The organism is Ideonella sp. WA131b, from assembly GCA_023657425.1.
Classification (GTDB): Bacteria; Pseudomonadota; Gammaproteobacteria; order Burkholderiales; family Burkholderiaceae_C; genus Rubrivivax.
Genome location: JAGTJW010000003.1, coordinates 227,312 through 243,731, shown reverse-complemented (window position 1 = coordinate 243,731; position 16,420 = coordinate 227,312). Strand labels below are relative to the sequence as shown.

At 70.5% G+C, this 16,420-nt stretch carries 17 protein-coding genes; 1 reads left to right on the top strand and 16 read right to left on the bottom strand.

Annotated features, from left to right (window positions below; translation table 11 throughout):
* Window positions 1-11: 11 nt before the first annotated feature.
* From flhF to flhD, 11 genes are all read right to left on the bottom strand, one after another.
* Window positions 12-1,646: a flagellar biosynthesis protein FlhF gene (gene flhF / locus KA711_16250; protein ID MCM0610522.1), complete on the bottom strand. Its 1,635-nt coding sequence runs from the start codon at window positions 1,644-1,646 to the stop codon at window positions 12-14.
* Complete coding sequence (flhA, locus tag KA711_16245; protein ID MCM0610521.1) at window positions 1,643-3,772, bottom strand: flagellar biosynthesis protein FlhA; 2,130 nt, start codon at window positions 3,770-3,772, stop codon at window positions 1,643-1,645. Before flhA ends, flhF begins: the two co-directional genes overlap by 4 nt.
* The gene (locus tag KA711_16240; protein MCM0610520.1) at window positions 3,769-4,956 is read right to left on the bottom strand and encodes a flagellar biosynthesis protein FlhB; all 1,188 of its coding nucleotides are present in this window, start codon (window positions 4,954-4,956) and stop codon (window positions 3,769-3,771) included. Before KA711_16240 ends, flhA begins: the two co-directional genes overlap by 4 nt.
* A gap of 199 nt (window positions 4,957-5,155) precedes the next feature.
* Window positions 5,156-5,788, bottom strand: a complete 633-nt coding sequence (locus KA711_16235; protein ID MCM0610519.1) for a protein phosphatase CheZ — start codon at window positions 5,786-5,788, stop codon at window positions 5,156-5,158.
* Between the two features lie 40 nt (window positions 5,789-5,828).
* Window positions 5,829-6,224: a chemotaxis response regulator CheY gene (cheY, locus tag KA711_16230; protein ID MCM0610518.1), complete on the bottom strand. Its 396-nt coding sequence runs from the start codon at window positions 6,222-6,224 to the stop codon at window positions 5,829-5,831.
* A 45-nt stretch (window positions 6,225-6,269) separates the two neighbouring features.
* Window positions 6,270-7,229, bottom strand: a complete 960-nt coding sequence (gene motB / locus KA711_16225) for a flagellar motor protein MotB (GenBank protein MCM0610517.1) — start codon at window positions 7,227-7,229, stop codon at window positions 6,270-6,272.
* Between the two features lie 121 nt (window positions 7,230-7,350).
* Window positions 7,351-8,211 (bottom strand): flagellar motor stator protein MotA, encoded by an 861-nt coding sequence (motA, locus tag KA711_16220; GenBank protein MCM0610516.1) that lies wholly within the window; start codon window positions 8,209-8,211, stop codon window positions 7,351-7,353.
* Between the two features lie 55 nt (window positions 8,212-8,266).
* Window positions 8,267-9,055, bottom strand: coding sequence for a class I SAM-dependent methyltransferase (locus KA711_16215; protein ID MCM0610515.1), 789 nt, complete (start codon window positions 9,053-9,055; stop codon window positions 8,267-8,269).
* Window positions 9,056-9,117: 62 nt separating this feature from the next.
* Window positions 9,118-10,365: a hypothetical protein gene (locus KA711_16210; GenBank protein MCM0610514.1), complete on the bottom strand. Its 1,248-nt coding sequence runs from the start codon at window positions 10,363-10,365 to the stop codon at window positions 9,118-9,120.
* Between the two features lie 209 nt (window positions 10,366-10,574).
* Window positions 10,575-11,126 carry a flagellar transcriptional regulator FlhC gene (gene flhC, locus KA711_16205; GenBank protein ID MCM0610513.1) on the bottom strand — a complete coding sequence of 184 codons (552 nt, stop codon included), beginning with the start codon at window positions 11,124-11,126 and terminating at the stop codon, window positions 10,575-10,577.
* 33 nt (window positions 11,127-11,159) lie between these two features.
* Complete coding sequence (gene flhD, locus KA711_16200; GenBank protein MCM0610512.1) at window positions 11,160-11,483, bottom strand: flagellar transcriptional regulator FlhD; 324 nt, start codon at window positions 11,481-11,483, stop codon at window positions 11,160-11,162.
* Between the two features lie 210 nt (window positions 11,484-11,693).
* Here flhD and KA711_16195 point away from each other — a divergent pair, with 210 nt between their 5' ends.
* Window positions 11,694-11,900, top strand: coding sequence for a hypothetical protein (locus KA711_16195; GenBank protein ID MCM0610511.1), 207 nt, complete (start codon window positions 11,694-11,696; stop codon window positions 11,898-11,900).
* An 80-nt stretch (window positions 11,901-11,980) separates the two neighbouring features.
* Here KA711_16195 and KA711_16190 read toward each other — a convergent pair whose 3' ends face one another.
* The 5 genes from KA711_16190 to KA711_16170 are packed head-to-tail and all read right to left on the bottom strand — an operon-like array spanning window position 11,981 to window position 16,419.
* Window positions 11,981-12,604, bottom strand: coding sequence for a hypothetical protein (locus KA711_16190; protein MCM0610510.1), 624 nt, complete (start codon window positions 12,602-12,604; stop codon window positions 11,981-11,983).
* On the bottom strand, window positions 12,601-13,281 hold the full coding sequence (locus tag KA711_16185) for a nucleotidyltransferase family protein (protein MCM0610509.1): 681 nt from the start codon (window positions 13,279-13,281) through the stop codon (window positions 12,601-12,603). Before KA711_16185 ends, KA711_16190 begins: the two co-directional genes overlap by 4 nt.
* 15 nt (window positions 13,282-13,296) lie before the next feature.
* Entirely contained in the window at window positions 13,297-14,313 is a 1,017-nt protein-coding gene (locus tag KA711_16180) for an XdhC family protein (protein MCM0610508.1), read from the bottom strand.
* Window positions 14,314-14,326: 13 nt separating this feature from the next.
* Window positions 14,327-15,496 (bottom strand): VWA domain-containing protein, encoded by a 1,170-nt coding sequence (locus KA711_16175; protein ID MCM0610507.1) that lies wholly within the window; start codon window positions 15,494-15,496, stop codon window positions 14,327-14,329.
* Window positions 15,493-16,419: a MoxR family ATPase gene (locus KA711_16170; protein MCM0610506.1), complete on the bottom strand. Its 927-nt coding sequence runs from the start codon at window positions 16,417-16,419 to the stop codon at window positions 15,493-15,495. The genes KA711_16175 and KA711_16170 overlap by 4 nt, the downstream gene beginning before the upstream one ends.
* Between the last annotated feature and the right edge of the window lies 1 nt (window position 16,420).

Below are 16,420 nucleotides of genomic sequence, written 5' to 3'. Positions count from 1 at the left end.
TGTGGCCGCGTTCAGGCCTGGAGCCCAGCCGCGTTGCCCTGGGCTGCCGGCATGCCGGCAAAGATGAGGCTGACGTCCTGCGCGTCGAGCCGCCAGGCCGCGGCTGGGGCGGCCTTCAGCGCCCGCTGCACCAGCGCGTTGGCCGACAGCCGGTGCCAGTCCTCGGGCACGCGCTGGCCGTTGGCCACGGCCAGCACCTTCAGGCGGTGGCGGATCATCGCGTCGAGGGCAGGGCCCAGCTTGACGGCCTCGTCGATCTTCGAAAGCACCACGCCGCGGCAGTGCGTGGCCGGGTTCGTGGCGGCATAGCCGGCGATCTGGTCCTCGATGGTCTCGCCCTGGGCCGAGGCGTTCACCACCAGCAGCTTCTGTATGGAGCGGTGCGACACCATCTCGAGCAGATCCCGCGTGCGGCTGTCGCGCTGCGCCATGCCGGCTGTGTCGATCAGCACCATGCGCTTGGCGGACAGCAGCTCCAGCAGATCGTCGAGCGAGGCGCGGTCGTGGGCCGTGTGGACCGGCACGCCGAGGATGCGGCCGTAAGTGCGCAGCTGCTCCTGTGCCCCCACGCGGTAGGCGTCCAGCGTCACCAGGCCCAGCTCCGCGGCGCCGTGGCGCGCTGCGAAGGCCGCGGCCAGCTTCGCGGTCGAGGTGGTCTTGCCCACGCCGGTGGCCCCGACGAGCGCGAACACGCCGCCCGCGTCTTCGAGCGCCGGTTCGCGCTCGGCCGTCAAGAGATTGCGCTCCAGCACGCCGGCAGACCACGTGGCCTCTTCCAGGTCGGCCGGCAGCTTGTGCACCAGCTGGCGGATCAAGGCCGGCGAGAACCCGGCGTCGAGCAGCCGCTGCGACAAGTGGGCCTGCCGCGGATGGCGCTGCAGCTTCTCCATGAAGGCCAAAGCCCCGAAGCGCTGCTCGATGAGCCCGCGCATCGACCGGAGCTCACCCATCATGGCCTCCTGCTCGGCGCGCGTGGCCGCCGGCGGCAGCGGCAGCGGAGCGGCCACGCCGCTGAGCAGGATCGGGGCCGCGGCCGCCAGTGGCTGGCCCGCCCCCTCGCGGCGAGGCTCCGACAGTGCCTCGCGCAGCACCGGCACGTCGCGACCGGCCAGCGGGTCAGCGCCTGGGCCCGCTGCTTCCCGTGCGGCGCGCGCGGCGGCCAGGCGGCTGCGCGCGGCGGCAATCGGGCTTACACCCGGGCTCGACGGCATGGGATCAGCCGCGTTGGCCTCGGCGCCGGCGGCGTCGGCCGTCAACTCGGCCTGCCGGCGCCTGAGCATGCGCTGGCGCACGTAGTCCTGGAAGCTCAGCGTGCTCATCTGCAGCTGCGCCACGTCGCGCTCGACCTCGTCGCGCGGGCCCGTGGGACCGTCAATGTCGAAGGCCGGTTCCTGGCGCTCCAGGCCGCGCACCGGGGAGGCGGCATGCGCCGCCGAAGCAGCCGAAACCAGCGGCTGGGCGCGCACCGACTCGGCACCAGCCCGCACACGCTCCAGCTGCTGGATGCTCTCTGGCGCCATCGCCAACACTTCCACGCCCTCGGCGCAGGGGCGGGTGCTCATGACGACGGCGTCGTCGCCGAAGGCCTGGCGCACCAGGGTCAGCGCGTCGCGCGAGGTGCGGGCGGTGAATCGCTTGACGTTCATGTCGCTGATCCGAGTTGGCCGAGCGGGCGGTGGCCGATGATCGATCCGATGCGGATCGAGTGGGTTTCAGGTATCTCGCTGTGGCCCAGCACCTTGAGGCGCGGGGCTGCACGCTTGAGCAGCCGCGCCAGCGGCGCGCGGATGAGGTCCGGCACCAGCAGACAGGCCGGCAGGCCGAGGTCTTCCTGGCGCTTGGCGGTGTCGGCGGCGCTGCGCGTGAGCGTGTCGGCCACGCCGGGGTCCAGCGCGGAGCCGTGCGGGCTGCCCAGCGCCTGCGCAACGAGCCGTTCGAGCTCGGGCTCCAGCGCAATGACGTCAAGTTCGCGCGTGGCGCCGTAGATCTGCTGCACGATGGCCGGCGCCAGATGCACGCGGATGCGGCGCGCCAGCTCGACGGCGTCCGTCACGGTGGCGGCATGCTCGGCCAGGCACTCGACGATGGAGCGCATGTCGCGGATGTGAACGCCCTCCTCCAGCAGCAGCTGGAGTACGCGTTGGAGAGTGGCGATCCCGACCATCTTGGGCACGACGTCTTCGATGAGTTTGGGCGCGAGCTTGGTGACGTGTTCGACGAGGTTCTGCGTCTCGACACGGCCCAGCAGTCGGGCCGCGTTCACTTGCATCAAGTGTGAGAGGTGGGTTGCCACGACGGTGGCGCAATCAACCACCGTAAACCCCGCCATTTGGGCGTTCTCCCTGTGGCGCTCCTCGATCCACACCGCAGGCAGGCCGAAGGCAGGGTCGGTGGTGCGCTGGCCGGGCAGCGACAGCGTGGCACCGCCGGGGTTGATGGCCAGCCACTGGCCCGGGAGGGCCTCGCCTTCACCCACCACGGCGCCGCGCAGGGTCACGCGGTACATGCCGGGCTTGAGATCGACGAGGTTGTCGCGGATGTGCACCGGCGGCGGCAGGAAGCCGACGTCCTGCGCGAATTTCTTGCGCACGCCCTTGATGCGTCCGAGCAGGTCGCTGCCCGCGGTGGCGCGCGCCTTGTCCACCAGCGCGATGAGCCGGTAGCCGACCTCGAGGCCGAGAGTGTCCACAGGCGTGAGGTCGTCCCAGGTGGCCTCGGTGGAGGCCGGCTGCAGCTCGCCGGGGCCGGCCTGCTCGGGCGCCTGGGCGGCGCGTCGCCGGGCCTTGTCGAGCTGCCAGGCCAGCAGGCCCAGGCCGCCGGCCACGAGCAGGAAAACCAGATGCGGCATGCCAGGTACCAACCCCAGCAGGCCCACGATACCAGCGGCCACACCAAGGGCCGGGGGTGAGTCGAACACCTGGCCGCGGATCTGGGTGCCGATGTCGGCTTCCTTGCCGACGCGCGACACCACCATGGCGCTGGCCACGCTGATGAGCAGCGCCGGGATTTGCGCCACCAGTGCGTCGCCCACGGCCAGCGTCACGTAGGCCTGGGCCGCTTCGCCCGCACCCATGCCGTGGCTGGCCATGCCGATGATGAAGCCACCAACGACAGTGATGAACAGGATCAGCAGCCCCGCCATCGCATCGCCGCGCACGTACTTGCTGGCGCCGTCCATGCTGCCGAAGAAGTCGGCCTCCTCGGCCACTTCGGCGCGGCGCTGACGCGCCATCTTCTCGTCAATGACGCCGGCGTTGAGGTCGGCGTCAATGGCCATCTGCTTGCCGGGCATGGCGTCGAGTGCGAAGCGCGCGCCGACCTCGGCGATGCGCTCGGCGCCCTTGGTGACGACGACGAAGTTGATGGTCACCAGGATTGCGAACACGATCAGGCCGACCGCGAAGTTGCCACCGATGATGAAGTGGCCGAAGGCCTCGATGACCTGGCCCGCGGCGCCGGGGCCGGTGTGGCCCTCCATCAGGACCAACCGGGTGGAGGCCACGTTCAGGCTCAGCCGCAGAAGCGTGGTCAGCATCAGAACGTTGGGCAGCGCGCTGAAGTCCAGCGGCTTCACCATCCGTGCCGAGATCATGATGACCACCAGCGCCAGCGCAATGTTGAAGGTGAACAGCAGGTCGAGCAAGAAGCCCGGCAGCGGCAGCACCATCATTGCCAGCATCATGATGATGAAGACCGGCAGCACGAGCTGCTTGACGGCACCGGCGCGAGCGCCGCCGAACCAGGTGTTGAGCTGTTGCGTCAGTCTGTTCACAGCGGCGGGTCCTCGGTGCGGCGGGTGCCGTCAGCCGCCGCGTTCAGCGGGTCCATGTCGGCCGGCACCTCGGGCACCGGAGCCGGCTGGGTGGTCGCCCGCCCGGTCGCGTCCGGCCGCAGATGGGCGTCGCGAACCTGATACACCCAGGCCAGCACTTGCGCCACTGCGGTGAACAGGCGAGCCGGCACCTCGGCATCGATCTCGCAGTGCGCGTACAGGGCCCGTGCCAGGGGTGGCGCATGCAGCACCGGCACACGCGCGTCGCGGGCCATGTCGCGGATTCGCAAAGCCAGCAGGTCGGCGCCCTTGGCCACCACCCGCGGCGCACCCATGGTGGCCTCGTCGTACTTCAGCGCCACCGCAAAGTGCGTGGGGTTCATCACCACGAGGTCGGCACGCGGCACGGCACCCAGCATGCGCCGGCTGGCGAGCTCGCGCATCTTGAGCTTCAACCTGGCCTTGACTTCCGCGTTGCCCTCGACCTCCTTGTATTCCTTCTTCATCTCCTCGACGCTCATGCGCAGCCTGCGCAGCAGCAGTTGGCGCTGCAGCGGCACGTCGACCAGGGCGAACAGCACAAGCACCACCAGCATCAGCATCAGGCCGCCCATCAAGAGCCGGCCGCTCTCGACCAAGGCCGCCGGCAGCGGCAGCGCCAGCAATGCGGCGTGCTGCATCCAGTGCTGGCCGAGGTAGATCGCGCCCACCGCGCCCAGCACCAGCGCCAGCAGGCAGGCCTTGAGGGTGGTGGTGAGCTGCATGAGCGAGACCAGGCGCTTCAATCCCGCCCAGGGACTGACCTTGTCCCAGGTGGGCTCCAGAGCCTTCAGCGTGAAGTTCCAGCCCCCTGAAAGCACGCCCGCCGCCAGGGCCGCCAGCAGTGTGATCACGAACACCGGCGCCAGCAGCACCATCATCTGCAGGCCCTGGGCAGCCAGGTGCTCCACCATGGCCGCGGGCCGGGCGAGTTGGCGAGCGTCAAAGCGCAGCCCGGCCTCGAGCAGGCGGCCGCTGGCTTCGGCCAGCAGCCTGCCGGCGGCAGCCAGCAGCGCGATGCCCAATCCCAGGGCAGCGAGATGCCCAAGGTCGCGCGAGCGCGCGACCTGGCCTTCTCGACGCGCCTTGTCGATCCTGCGTTGTGTCGCGGGTAGCCTGCGGTCCTGGGAGTCGTCGTCAGTCATGGGCAAAGGCCCCGTGCCCTTTGAGGAGCAGGAGCCCTTGCATGGTGCCCGCCCGACGCCAGGGCTTGAGCCGAATAAGGGCCGGCCAAACGCCGCTTATGCGGCGTGTGGGGGCTGGACGCCGCTTATGCGGCGTGTGGGGGCTGGACGCCGCTCGTGCGGCGTGTGGCGGCGGGCACCGCCTGCGCGGCGCGGTGGCTCAGAACCCGAGACTCGCCAGCAGGTCGTCGACCTCGCTCTGGTCACTGACAACGTCGGTGCGCCCTGCCGGGTTGACCACCGGGCCGTTGAGCACGCTGGGGTCGACCTTGTCGCGCTGATCCGGCGGCACCACCTGCACCAGCAGCTTGACGAGGCTGTCCTCGAGATCGTTGGCCAGTGCCACGACCTTGGCGACAACCTGACCGGTCAGGTCGTGGAAGTCCTGGGCCATCATGATGTCGGTGAGATGGCTGTCGATGGCCGCAGTGCGCGACTCGACGTCGTGCACGAAGTTCATCACCTGGCCACTGGCCACGGCCTTGACGGGGTCGGCAACGATCGCCCGGGCCATCTCGCGCGTGGCGTCGCTGATGGCGGCATGTTCGAGCTTGGCCCGGTCGACCGAGTTCAGCACCTTGTCGGCGGCCTCCGCGGTCTTCGATGCGATGTAGCTCAGGCGGCTGCGCGCGTCGGGCAGCCCGTCGGTGGCGATCTGCAGTTTGGGCATCACGCCGAGCTGCTGCATCGTGTCGTGCAGCAGCCGGGTGATGCTGCCGATCTGTTGGAAGACCTCGGGCGAGACCACCAGCGCCTCGGCGGGCTTGAGCTGCTCTGCGGCGTCCATCTTCATGTTCTTGGCTCCAGTGTGTGGGGGGCGGATGCGGGCAAGGTCAGGCGGGGGTGGCCAGCTTCTGCAGGATCTTCTGCAGCTTTTCCTCAAGGGTGGCCTTGGTGAAGGGCTTGACGATGTAGCCCGCGGCGCCGCTTTGCGCCGCCATCACGATGTCTTCCTTGCGCGCCTCGGCCGTGACCATCAGCACCGGAATGTGGCGCAGAGAATCGTCGGCCTTGACGGCTTTCAGCAGCTCGAAACCGTTCATGTTGGGCATGTTGATGTCGGAGACCACGAAGTCGTACTTGCCGCCCTTGAGCATGTTCAGGGCCACGGCGCCGTCCTCGGCCTCGTCGGCGTTGTTGCAGCCCATTTCCTTGAGCAGCCCGCGGACGATGCGGCGCATCGTGGAGAAGTCGTCGACGATGAGGAACTTCAGGTCGGTGGTGTTCATGAGCGGGGCCTTGACCGGGAAATTGTGAACGGGAGACTACGGGACTTATCGGGCTCGGCCGTCCGGACTTGAGGCCGGCTCAGGCGCGGCAGGCGCGGCCGCGTCCAGCGCCTGCGGCGGCTCGGGCCCACGAAAGACGCGGTCCTCGGCCTCACGCGTCATCACGACGATGCTGATGCGTCGATTGGCAGGAGAGAGCGGGTCGCGGCGGTCGAACGGGTGACTGGCAGCCAGACCCTGCACACGCAGCACCTGATCGTCGGGCAGTCCGCCGGACAACAGCTCGCGGCGGGAGGCGTTGGCGCGGTCGGCGCTCAGCTCCCAGTTGCCGTAGGACAGCTGAGCACGATCGCCGCCCACGAAAGGCTGGGCGTCGGTATGGCCCTCCAGCGTGAGCCTGTTGGGCACCGTGGCCAATAGGCCGCCGAGGGCCTGCAGCAGCTTGCGCATGTAGGGCTGGACGCTGGCGCTGCCGCTGGTGAACATCGGGCGGCCGGCCTCGTCGAGGATTTGGATGCGCAGCCCGTCGGCCGTCATCTCCATCCTGATCTGCGCCGCCAGAGCCTTGAGCTCCGGGTCACGCGCCAGCGCCTCCCCGACCTTGCGCTGCAAGTCCTCGAGGCGGACGGCCTCGGCACGGGCCTGCTCGGCCTTGAGCTGGTGCAGGTTGACGGTGTCCCTCGGTGCGTCGACGTCGCCGCGATTGACCTGGCCGGTGGAGCGCGAGAGGTCCTGCCCGCCGCCCTTGACGACGTGGGCGGAGTCGCCGGCTCCCGAGCCGCTGGCCAGCAGTGCCAGCTTCAATGGGCTCGAGAAGTAGTCGGCAATGCCCTTCTTGTCGCCCTCCGTCGTGCTGCCCAGCAGCCACATCAGGAGGAAGAAGGCCATCATGGCCGTCACGAAGTCGGCGTAGGCGATCTTCCACGCGCCGCCATGGGCGGCATGACCGCCCTTCTTGACGCGCTTGATGATGATGGGCTGCAGCTTCTTGGCGTCGCCTGCCATGGTCATGGGCCCCCAGGCTGCGGTCGCGGCTGCGCCGCGGTCCTCGCCACCCCCCGAGGGGGCTCATGCAGCGGCCCGGCGAAGCCGGATCCGCGCATGTCCTCGGCTGCGGCTCGTGGCATCACTTCTTTCCCTTCACGTGTGCCTCGAGCTCGCTGAAGGTCGGGCGCACGGTGCTCAGCAGCACCTTGCGGCCGAACTCGATGGCGACCTGCGGCGCGTATCCCTGCATGCTGGCCAGCAAGGTGGTCTTGATGCACTGCAGCTCCTTGCCGCTTTCCTCGACCTTCTGCTCCAGCAGGCCCGCCAGAGGCTCGGCAAAGGCGTACGCCAACAGGATGCCCAGGAAGGTGCCGACGAGGGCGGAGCCGATCATCGCGCCCAGCACCGCCGGCGGCTGGCCGACGCTGCCCATGGTCTTGATCACGCCCAGCACCGCGGCCACGATCCCGAAGGCCGGCAGTGCGCCGGCCACGCGCTGGATCGCCGCCACCGGAGCGTGAGCCTCGTGGTGGTGGGTCTCGATCTCGCTGTCCATCAGCGACTCGATCTCGTGGGCGTTGAGGTTGCCCGACACCATCATGCGCAGGTAGTCGGTGATGAACTCGGTGACGTGGTGGTCGTTGCCGACCGCCGGGTACTTCTGGAACAGCGGCGAGCTCCCGGGGTCCTCGACGTCCTTCTCGATGGACAACAGGCCTTCTTTGCGTGCCTTCTGCAAGACGTCGTAGAGCAGGGCCAGCAGCTCCATGTAGCGTTGTTTCGTGTGCTTGCCGCCCTTGAAGCAGCTCCGCGCGCCACTGATCGTGGCCTTGATCACGGTCATCTGGTTGTTCACCAGGAACGCGCCCAGCGTGGCACCACCGATCATTGCCATCTCCCAGGGCAGCGCCTTCATGATCGGACCCATGTTGCCGCCGTGGGCGATGAACACCCCGAAGACGCAACCGAGCACGACGACCCAACCAATGATGACGAACATGTGGCTTGTTCCGCGAGGGCAGCATCCACCCACGGGCGGCGCTGCTTTGCGTGGGTTATCGGCAGGGCGGTTCGGCCATTGAGCCGACGGCACGCGGCACGCGGTACAGCCACAGCGGCCGCCCTTCGGCACCGGGCAGACAGACACTGGCGCGCACGCCCGGCACCGCGAACTCCAGGCTCGCGAGCCAGCCGCCCGGCGGCATCTCGGCAAGGGCCTTGGCCCAGGCGCGGGCCATGCTCTCGGGACGCTGGAACAGGTAGACGAGGTCATACCCACCCCAGGGTTCGGCCCAGAGATCGCTGCGCCGCACCCTGGCGTCGGGGCGCCGCCAGCGGGCCAGCCGCGCGAGCAGCGGGCTCCACTCCAGGCCCACGATCTCGGCGTGCGGGAACTGCCGGCGCAGCGCCGCCAGCCCATGGCCCAGGCCGCAGCCGGCCTCCAGCACGCGCCCGCGCTCGCCCACGGCCCCGGCCAGGCCGTCCAACGCCGCGGCTGGGGTCGGGAAGAAGGGCGCGTCGCGCCACGCACGCAAGGGGTAGAGCAGCAGCATGGGCGCGACGGGCAGCAGCCACAGCCAACCGGGTACGTCGCCCGCTACACCCAGCGCCATCGCCGACGCCGGGAAGCCCGCCGCCACCCATGCACGGCGGGCCCCGCCCTCCACCCGCCAAGCCGCGATGCCGCCCAGCAGCAAGGCCAAGGACAGTCCGTGCAGCGGCCGGTCCCAGGCCGCTGCAGCGCCGAACACGCCCCAGGCCAGCAGCCAGGCGGCCAGAGCCGGCAGCGGCCAGCGCCAATGGGTCGGATGCCAGCGCAGCAGCGACGTGAAGCGGGCCTTCATCGCCAGAGTGTCGGCGCCGCTGGCGCTCCGGAACCTTCAGAACAGCGGGGGTCGCCGGGTGCTCATCGCAGGCTGACCGGCATCGGGATGACGGCCGGGGCGGTGCCGGAGGCCAGCGCCAGCACCTTGTCATGCTGAAAGCGCACCTTCACGCGTTCAGGCGCCACGGCAGCCTTCACGGCGTGGCGGCGGTCCAGGGTGTCTCGCGGCACGGGTTCGCCGTAGACCACGCCGCGGGCCGAGACAAGGGCGGCCACCAGCGGAAGGTTGGCCCGCCGGCCACGCGCGACGACGATGCCGATTTCTCCGTTGGCCAACTCGACGAAGCTGCCTGTTGGGTACAACCCCACCGCACGAAGCAGGGCGCTGCCGACTTCGTCCGGCCGGCCATCGGGCCCCAGGAAGGCCTCGCCCGCCGCCGTCAGCGGCGACATCGCCGGGCGCGACGCACGCCGGCTGATCATGGCGCCGAAGACGTCGGCGCGCCGCAACAGCCGAGCCACCTGGAGTTCCGGCGGCTGCGCCTGCAACGGCGCGCGCTCGGCTGCGGCGTCGTGGTGCAGACGCACGCCCTCCAGAGCCACGGCGTCCTCCAGACCGGCCGCGGCCAGCAACGACGCGCCCCGTCCGGCATGACCGGCGATCTCGCGGCGCTGGTCTTCGGTCGGGGGCAACTGGGCCTTGGCCAGGTGGTCCTGCAGCCGCAGCATCGCGACGTTCATCGTCAACGCGGCACGGCCCAGGCTGTCGACTTGAGGCTGCGGCCAGCCCAGCAGCACGGCGGCCTGCTCGGCCAGCACCAGCGTCATCCAGGCGTGGTGGGCGCTGTAGCGCTCGCTGAAGTGCACCGCCTCGTAGACGAGGTGGTAGAGCGACTCGTCGGCGCGGCGCTCCACCAGTGCACGGCCGCGGCGATGCAGATCCGCCAGTCGCACCCGCCAGTCACCGCCAGGGCGCACGCCGCGCAGCACGGCGTCGAGGCGGCTGCGCAGCTCGAACCAGGCGTCGCCGGTGGAGACGCTGCGCACGAGGGCCTCGCGCGGGGGATCTTGCGGCCGGGCACTGACGACGTCCTTGAGCGGGGCGCCTTGGCGCAGTTGCTGGTCCATCGCCTCGTTCATGCGGCGGCGCCACTCGGCGCAGCGGTGCTCCTCGGCGAACAGCGGCTGCTGCAACAGTTCCCGACGTTGCCTATCGCTGGCCACCGTCGTGCCGGCGCCCAGCAACAGGCGGCCCGAGGCATCGCGAAGCGTGAACGGCAAAGCCCGGTCCAGCGGCAGGTCCTTGGGGTTGACGGCGACAAGCTTCACGGCGCGTTTATCGGCAACCGCGCGCAGGCGCTGAAGACGGGCGAAAAAAAACGGGCCCCGAGGGGCCCGTGGAAGGCACAGAGACTGTGCCAGGAGGAGACGAACAGTGAATCCTGCGCCGCACCGATCCGGGCTCCAGGCCCACCGTGCAGCGGCGGCTGGCGGGGCCCGTCCTGAAGCCCGATTCGATCCCGACGGGCCGGCCCGCTTCAGTGGACGCGTTCGCCGATGCGCAAGGCACCCGCCGCCCTGCCCTTGCCGGCGCGGGCCGGCGGGTTGCACAGGCCACAGACGTAATGGCGGGCGATCTCGTGCGGATGGGTCACGAAGTGGCCACCGCACTTGCTGCAGGGCGTCATCGTCAGCATGCCGTTGTCGACGAACTTCACCAGCCGCCAGGCGCGCGTGACGCTCAGCAGCGGGTCCAGCCGTTCGGACTGCATCTGCTCCAGGTACAGCTGGTAGGCCTTGATGACGGTGTCGATCTCGTCCAGCGCGGCCACCTTGTTGAGGTACTCGTGGATGTTCAGGAAAAGACTGGCGTGGATGTTGGGTTGCCAGGTCATGAACCAGTCGGTGGAGAAGGGCAACTGACCCTTGCTCGGGCTCTTCCCCGCGACTTCCTTGTACAGGCGCAGTAGGCGCTCGTAGCTGAGATCGGTCTCGCTCTCCAGGACCTGCAGGCGGGCGCCGAGGTTGATCAGCGTGACGGCACGCTCGATCTGCCGCGCTTCGGTCAGGATGCTCTTGGTTCGGGCCATGTCTCGCTCCTTGGGATGCTCTGGGCCGGTGGCTCAGGCCGCTTCCTGGTGGCGCCCGGCCATCAGGATGCTGGCGTGCAGGCGGCTCATGCCTTCATTGGCGGCGCCCTTGCCGTGGCTGGTGATGAGGCTCCACACCATGTCGTCATCCATGCGGAAGCGACACAGCAGCGTGTTGCAGGCGGCGATCTTCATCATCTGCGCCGGGGTCAGCGTGGTGATCAGATTCGCGTTGTCCTCGCTGATCCCCAGGCGGAACAAGGCCTGCTCACGGTCTTGGCGGATCAGGCTCTGGGCCAGCATCAAGTAGCTGAGGTTGGCTTCACGGATCTCGGCGAGGATCTGGTCGGAGGTCATGCTGGGTTCCCTGGGTGACATGGTGGGCTGATCGATGGCATGAACTCTAGGCATCGGACAGGGGCCTGCCCATGAGGCCATTTCGATGGCTGGAGTCCTTGTTCTTCCAGCGGCCTTGTCAGGCAGATTCCTACAGGCACCGCGGGGTGTGACGCAGTGCACGGGCAAGAGCGGCCGTTCCAGCCTGGGTTGTCGGACCATGGCGCGTTGATGGACAAGTTCCTGGGACTGCCGAAGCCCCACACGTTCATGCACGGACAGCAGAACGCGTGGCAGTCGCACCTGCCACGGCTGCGCGCCCATGGCATCCACGGCGAGGTGGTTCCGGACTGCGGCCACTTCCCCATGGACGTCAAACCGGTGCACACGTGGCGGGCGATCGCCGGGTTTCATGCCGACAGTGGCAAAGCATCATGAAGGGTCGCTCTCCGGGAGCGTGACTGACGGCTCCGGGAAGGACCAAACCGCTCGCGCCGCCTGCGGTCCTGGTCACCCGCTCAATACGGCAGCGCCTGGTGCGACAACCAGGCCGGGAACAGCACCAGTTTCCCCGGCACCGGCGCCACGTCCAGGTGCGGCGGCTGCAGGTAGGCGTTGCCCAGGTCCACGTGCGCGCCACCCAGGGCCTGGAACGGCGGGCCGTAGAAGCGCGTCACGCCGTTGGCCACGCCGTAGACCGGGTGCGCCACGCGCTCGGCTTCGTCGTCCACCTGCACCAGGTACACCGCCGACCACGAGGCGTTGCCGTGCGTGTGCACGTCGTGGAAGGCGCCGTCGCGGCTGGTCTGGAACCACAGGCCGTCGATGGCCACCTGCAGCGGCACGCCGCCTTCTCGCCACGCCGCCGGCCAGGCGGCGGCAATGGCCGCCGTGACGGTGTCGCGCAGGCAGGCCACCAGCCATTGCACGAAGCCTTGCCACTCGGGCAACTTCACGCGCTGCAGCAGGTCGTCGTCGCTGGCAAAGAAGGCGCGCTCGGGCTCGCCACGGGCATGGCGCTGCGTGGCACGCAGGGCCGCGAACACGCGCACCAGCAGCGCGTTCAGCGCCGCAGCATCGGGGTGGCGGTGCACCGCCAGTGGCACCGGCCACAGCGTGTGGTGGCCCGGGCCCAGGGTCATGCGGGCACGCTCAGCCCGGCCGGCCAGCGCAGCACGTGGCCGGTGTCGCGCTCGAAGGCGGCGATGTCCTCGGGCGTGTCGATGTCGACTCGGTAGCGGCGGTTGTCGCTGGCCCAGGCATGCACCTGCGCGCTGTTCTCGGCCTGCCACTGGCGGCAGCCGATGCTGGCCGCGCCCGTGAGGATCTCATCGCGAACCGCGGCGTCGAAGATCACCGGGTTGGCGCGCTCCCCGCCCACGTGCGGCTGCACCACGCGCGTCTCCTTGGGCCGCTTCTTCCAGGCGCCGATGAGCGCGGTGATGTCGGCCGCGCCCAGCAGCGGCTGGTCGGCCAGCACCACGAGCACCGCGTCGAGCTTGCCGCCCAGCGCGGCCAGGCCCGTGCGCTGCGACGAGACGGGACCGTCGTCGGGGCTGGGGTTGCGCGCCAGCGTGACGGGGAAGTCCTGCACCAGCGGCTCGATCTGAAGCGCGTGGTGGCCCAGCACCACCACCACCTCGTCGACCCCCGCGCCCGACAGCGCGATCAGCGTGCGGCGGATCAGCGGCACGCCGCCCAGCTCCAGCAGGCACTTGGGCCGCCCACCCAGGCGCGACCCCGCCCCGGCCGCCAGCACCACCGCGCCCACCACCAAGCGGCTGTACAGGCCGCCTCCGCCCTTGAGGATGCATCCCATCGTGGCGCTCCGCGCTCAGTCGCCGCAGCAGGAGCCCTTGATGGGCGGCAGCTCGGGCCATGCAGCCGGTGCCACGCGCTGCGGGCGCGGCGCCGGGGCTTCGACCAGCTCAGCCCGATCGGTGTGGGTGTGGTCGACGGGCTCCGTTCGCGCTGAGCCTGTCGGAGCGCTGGTGCCGCGCCGCGCCGCCACCACGGTGGCCAGCACCGAGAGCGCAATCTCCTCCGGGGTCTGCGCGCCGATCGGCTCGCCAGCGGGCGCGACGATGGCACCGACTGCCTCGGCCGCGTGCCCGGCCTCAACCAGCGCCGCCCTCAGCACCGCCGCCTTGCGCGCGCTGGCCACGAAGAAGACCTGCCGTGCCTGCAACCCCAGCGCGGCGCGCAAACCCTGCAAGTCGCGCCGGCCCTGCGTGGCGACGACGACAAAGGCGCCGGGCGCCACCTGCGCCGCCACCTCGGCCGCGTCGTCGCTGGCGATCACGCGCTCGGCATCGGCAAAGCGCACCGAGTCGGCGCCGTGGGCCACCACCGTCGCCGGCAGGCCCACGCGCGGCGCCAAGCCCGCCAGCGCAGCGGCCAGCGGCGAGTCGCCCACCACCACCAGGCGCGCACGCGGCAGCACGGGATCCACGAACAGGTCCAGCGTGCCGCCACTGTGGCAGGCCATGCCGAACTCGAGCACGTCCTGCAGCGTGCGTTCCGTGCCTGCTCGGGACGGGCCGGCTTCGCCGGACGACCCAACCCCCTCAGGGGGCGACGGCGAAGCCGTCTGGGGGCCAGCATCCGACGGCGTGATGCGGATCAGGCGCGAGCGGCCGTCGGCCAGCGCCTGCTTCACGGTGCGCAGCACGGCCGGCTGAGCGCAGCCGCCGCCGATCCAGCCGGCCTCGATGCGCTGCCCACTCACCACGGCCTTGTCGCCGGGGCGCGCCGAGGCTGGGGCCTGCACGCGCAACACGCTCACCAGGCAGAAAGGCTCGCCCTGCTGCTGCAGGCGCAGGGCGTGGGCGAGGACATCGAGGCTGCTCATGGAAGCTGTCCTTTCAGGCAATCAGGTCGGCGGCCAGTGCCAGGTCGCGCAGCGAGGCCAGTCGCACGAAGTGCTGCACGTGCGCGCGCGCGGCCGTCATCGCGGCCGATGCGGGCACGGCCGGCGAGGGGTGGAACCAGGTGATGCGCGCCCCGCGTCCGCGCACGCTGGCCAGCGCCTCGGCCAGGCGGTGCGGTTCGTCGGCATCGAAGCCGTCGGACAGCACCCACACCCGGGCGCGGCGGCCGAGTTGTGCGCGGGCGTGCGCGCGGTGGAAGTCGTCCAGGCTGGTGGCGATGCACGTGCCGCCGGCAAAGCCCTCGGTCATGGCGTTGAGCGTCTCCTGCACCGCGCCGCTGTCGCGCTGCAGCAGCGGCGTCACCTCGGCCAGGCGGGTGTGGAACACGAACACGCGCGCCTGCGCCGCCACCACGAAGGCCCGCGCAATGCGCAGGAAGAGCTGCGCGTGTGTTTCCATCGAGCGGCTCACGTCGACCAGCACAAACAGCCGCGGCCGCTCGCGCCGCGGCTGGCGCCAGGCCGGTGCCAGGGGCACGCCGCCGGTGCTCAGGCTCTTGCGCAGCGTGCGGCGCAGATCGAGCCGTTGGCCCCGCGCCTGCGCGTGCCAGCGGCGCGTGAGGCGGCGGCGCAGCCGTGCCGCGATGCGCTCGGCCAGCCGCTGCAGCAGGGTCAGGTCTTGCGGCAGCCATTCGTGCAGGCTGCGGTCGTGCAGGGCCTCGGTGCGGCTTGCACCGCCCTGATGGCGGCTCAAGGCATCGCCTTCGGCAGGGCTGTCGGCCAGCGCCGTGTCGGCGGCACTGACGCCGGGTTTGCTGCCGCCCTCGCCCAGGCTGTCGTGCAAGTGCTGCACGAGTTGGCGGATGTCGCGCGGCGGCCGCGTACGGCCGCTCACGCGCGTGCTGCCGGTGCTGCGGTGGGGCTGCCAGTAGCGTAGGAACAGGTCGGGCCAACGCCGCCAGTCACGCGCGCCGTGGCAAGCGATGGCGCGCCAGGCCTCGCCCAGCCGCGCCGGCTGGGCCAGCGCGCCGGGCAGGCGCAAGGCGGCCTGCACCATGGCCTGCTGCTCGGCCACGCCGACGACGAAACCGTGTTCGCGAAGGTGCGCCGCGAAGCCGGCCAGGGCCGCCAGCGGCTGGGCCGTGGGCAGCGACGCGATGTTCATGACAAGGGCGCCGCCTGCCTGACCGCCACGCCGTCACCGCCGGCCTTGCGGCCTTCCAGCACCTGCAGCAGCCGCTCCGGGCCAAACTGGAAGCGGTCCTCGCGCGTCTTCAGCAGGCAGGCCAGCACATGGGCCAGCGCCGCGGGCTCGTCGGGCAGGCGCTGGTGGCCCAGCTGGTGCAGCGCGCGCACGAAGTCCAGACTCTCAGCCACGCCGGGGGTCTTGCCCAGATCTTCGCGGCGCAGGCGCTGCACGAAGGCCACGGCCTGCTCCACGAGTTGCCCTTCGGCCTGCGGCAGCGTGGCGCGCACGATGGCGATCTCGCGCGCCAGCGTGGGGTAGTCGAGCCAGTGGTACAGGCAGCGGCGGCGCAGCGCGTCGCTCAACTCGCGCGTGCCATTGCTCGTGAGCACGGCGCGCGGCACGTGGCTGGCGCGGATGGTGCCCAGCTCGGGCACCGTGATCTGCCAGTCAGCCAGCACCTCCAGCAGGAAGGCCTCGAAGGCCTCGTCGGCGCGGTCGATCTCGTCGATGAGCAGCACGCAGGGCTCGTCCGCCACGATGGCCTCGAGCAGCGGCCGTTGCAGCAGGAACTCCCGCGAGAACAGGGCGGTGTCGTCGGCGAAGGCGGTGGTGTTTTCCGCGCGGCGGATGGCCAGGAGCTGGCGGCCGTAGTTCCACTCGTAGGCGGCCTGCGCGAGATCCAGGCCCTCGAAGCACTGCAGCCGCACCAGCCGCCGACCCTCGGCCACCGCCAGCGCCTGCGCCAGCGCCGTCTTGCCGACACCGGCGTCGCCCTCCACCAACAGTGGGCGCTGCAGCGAGTCGGCCAGCCACAGCGTGGTGGCGAGTGCCTCGTCGGCGATATAGCCAGCGCGGTGCAGTGCCTCACGCAGGGCTTGCGGGCTCGCCTCCGTCGTCATG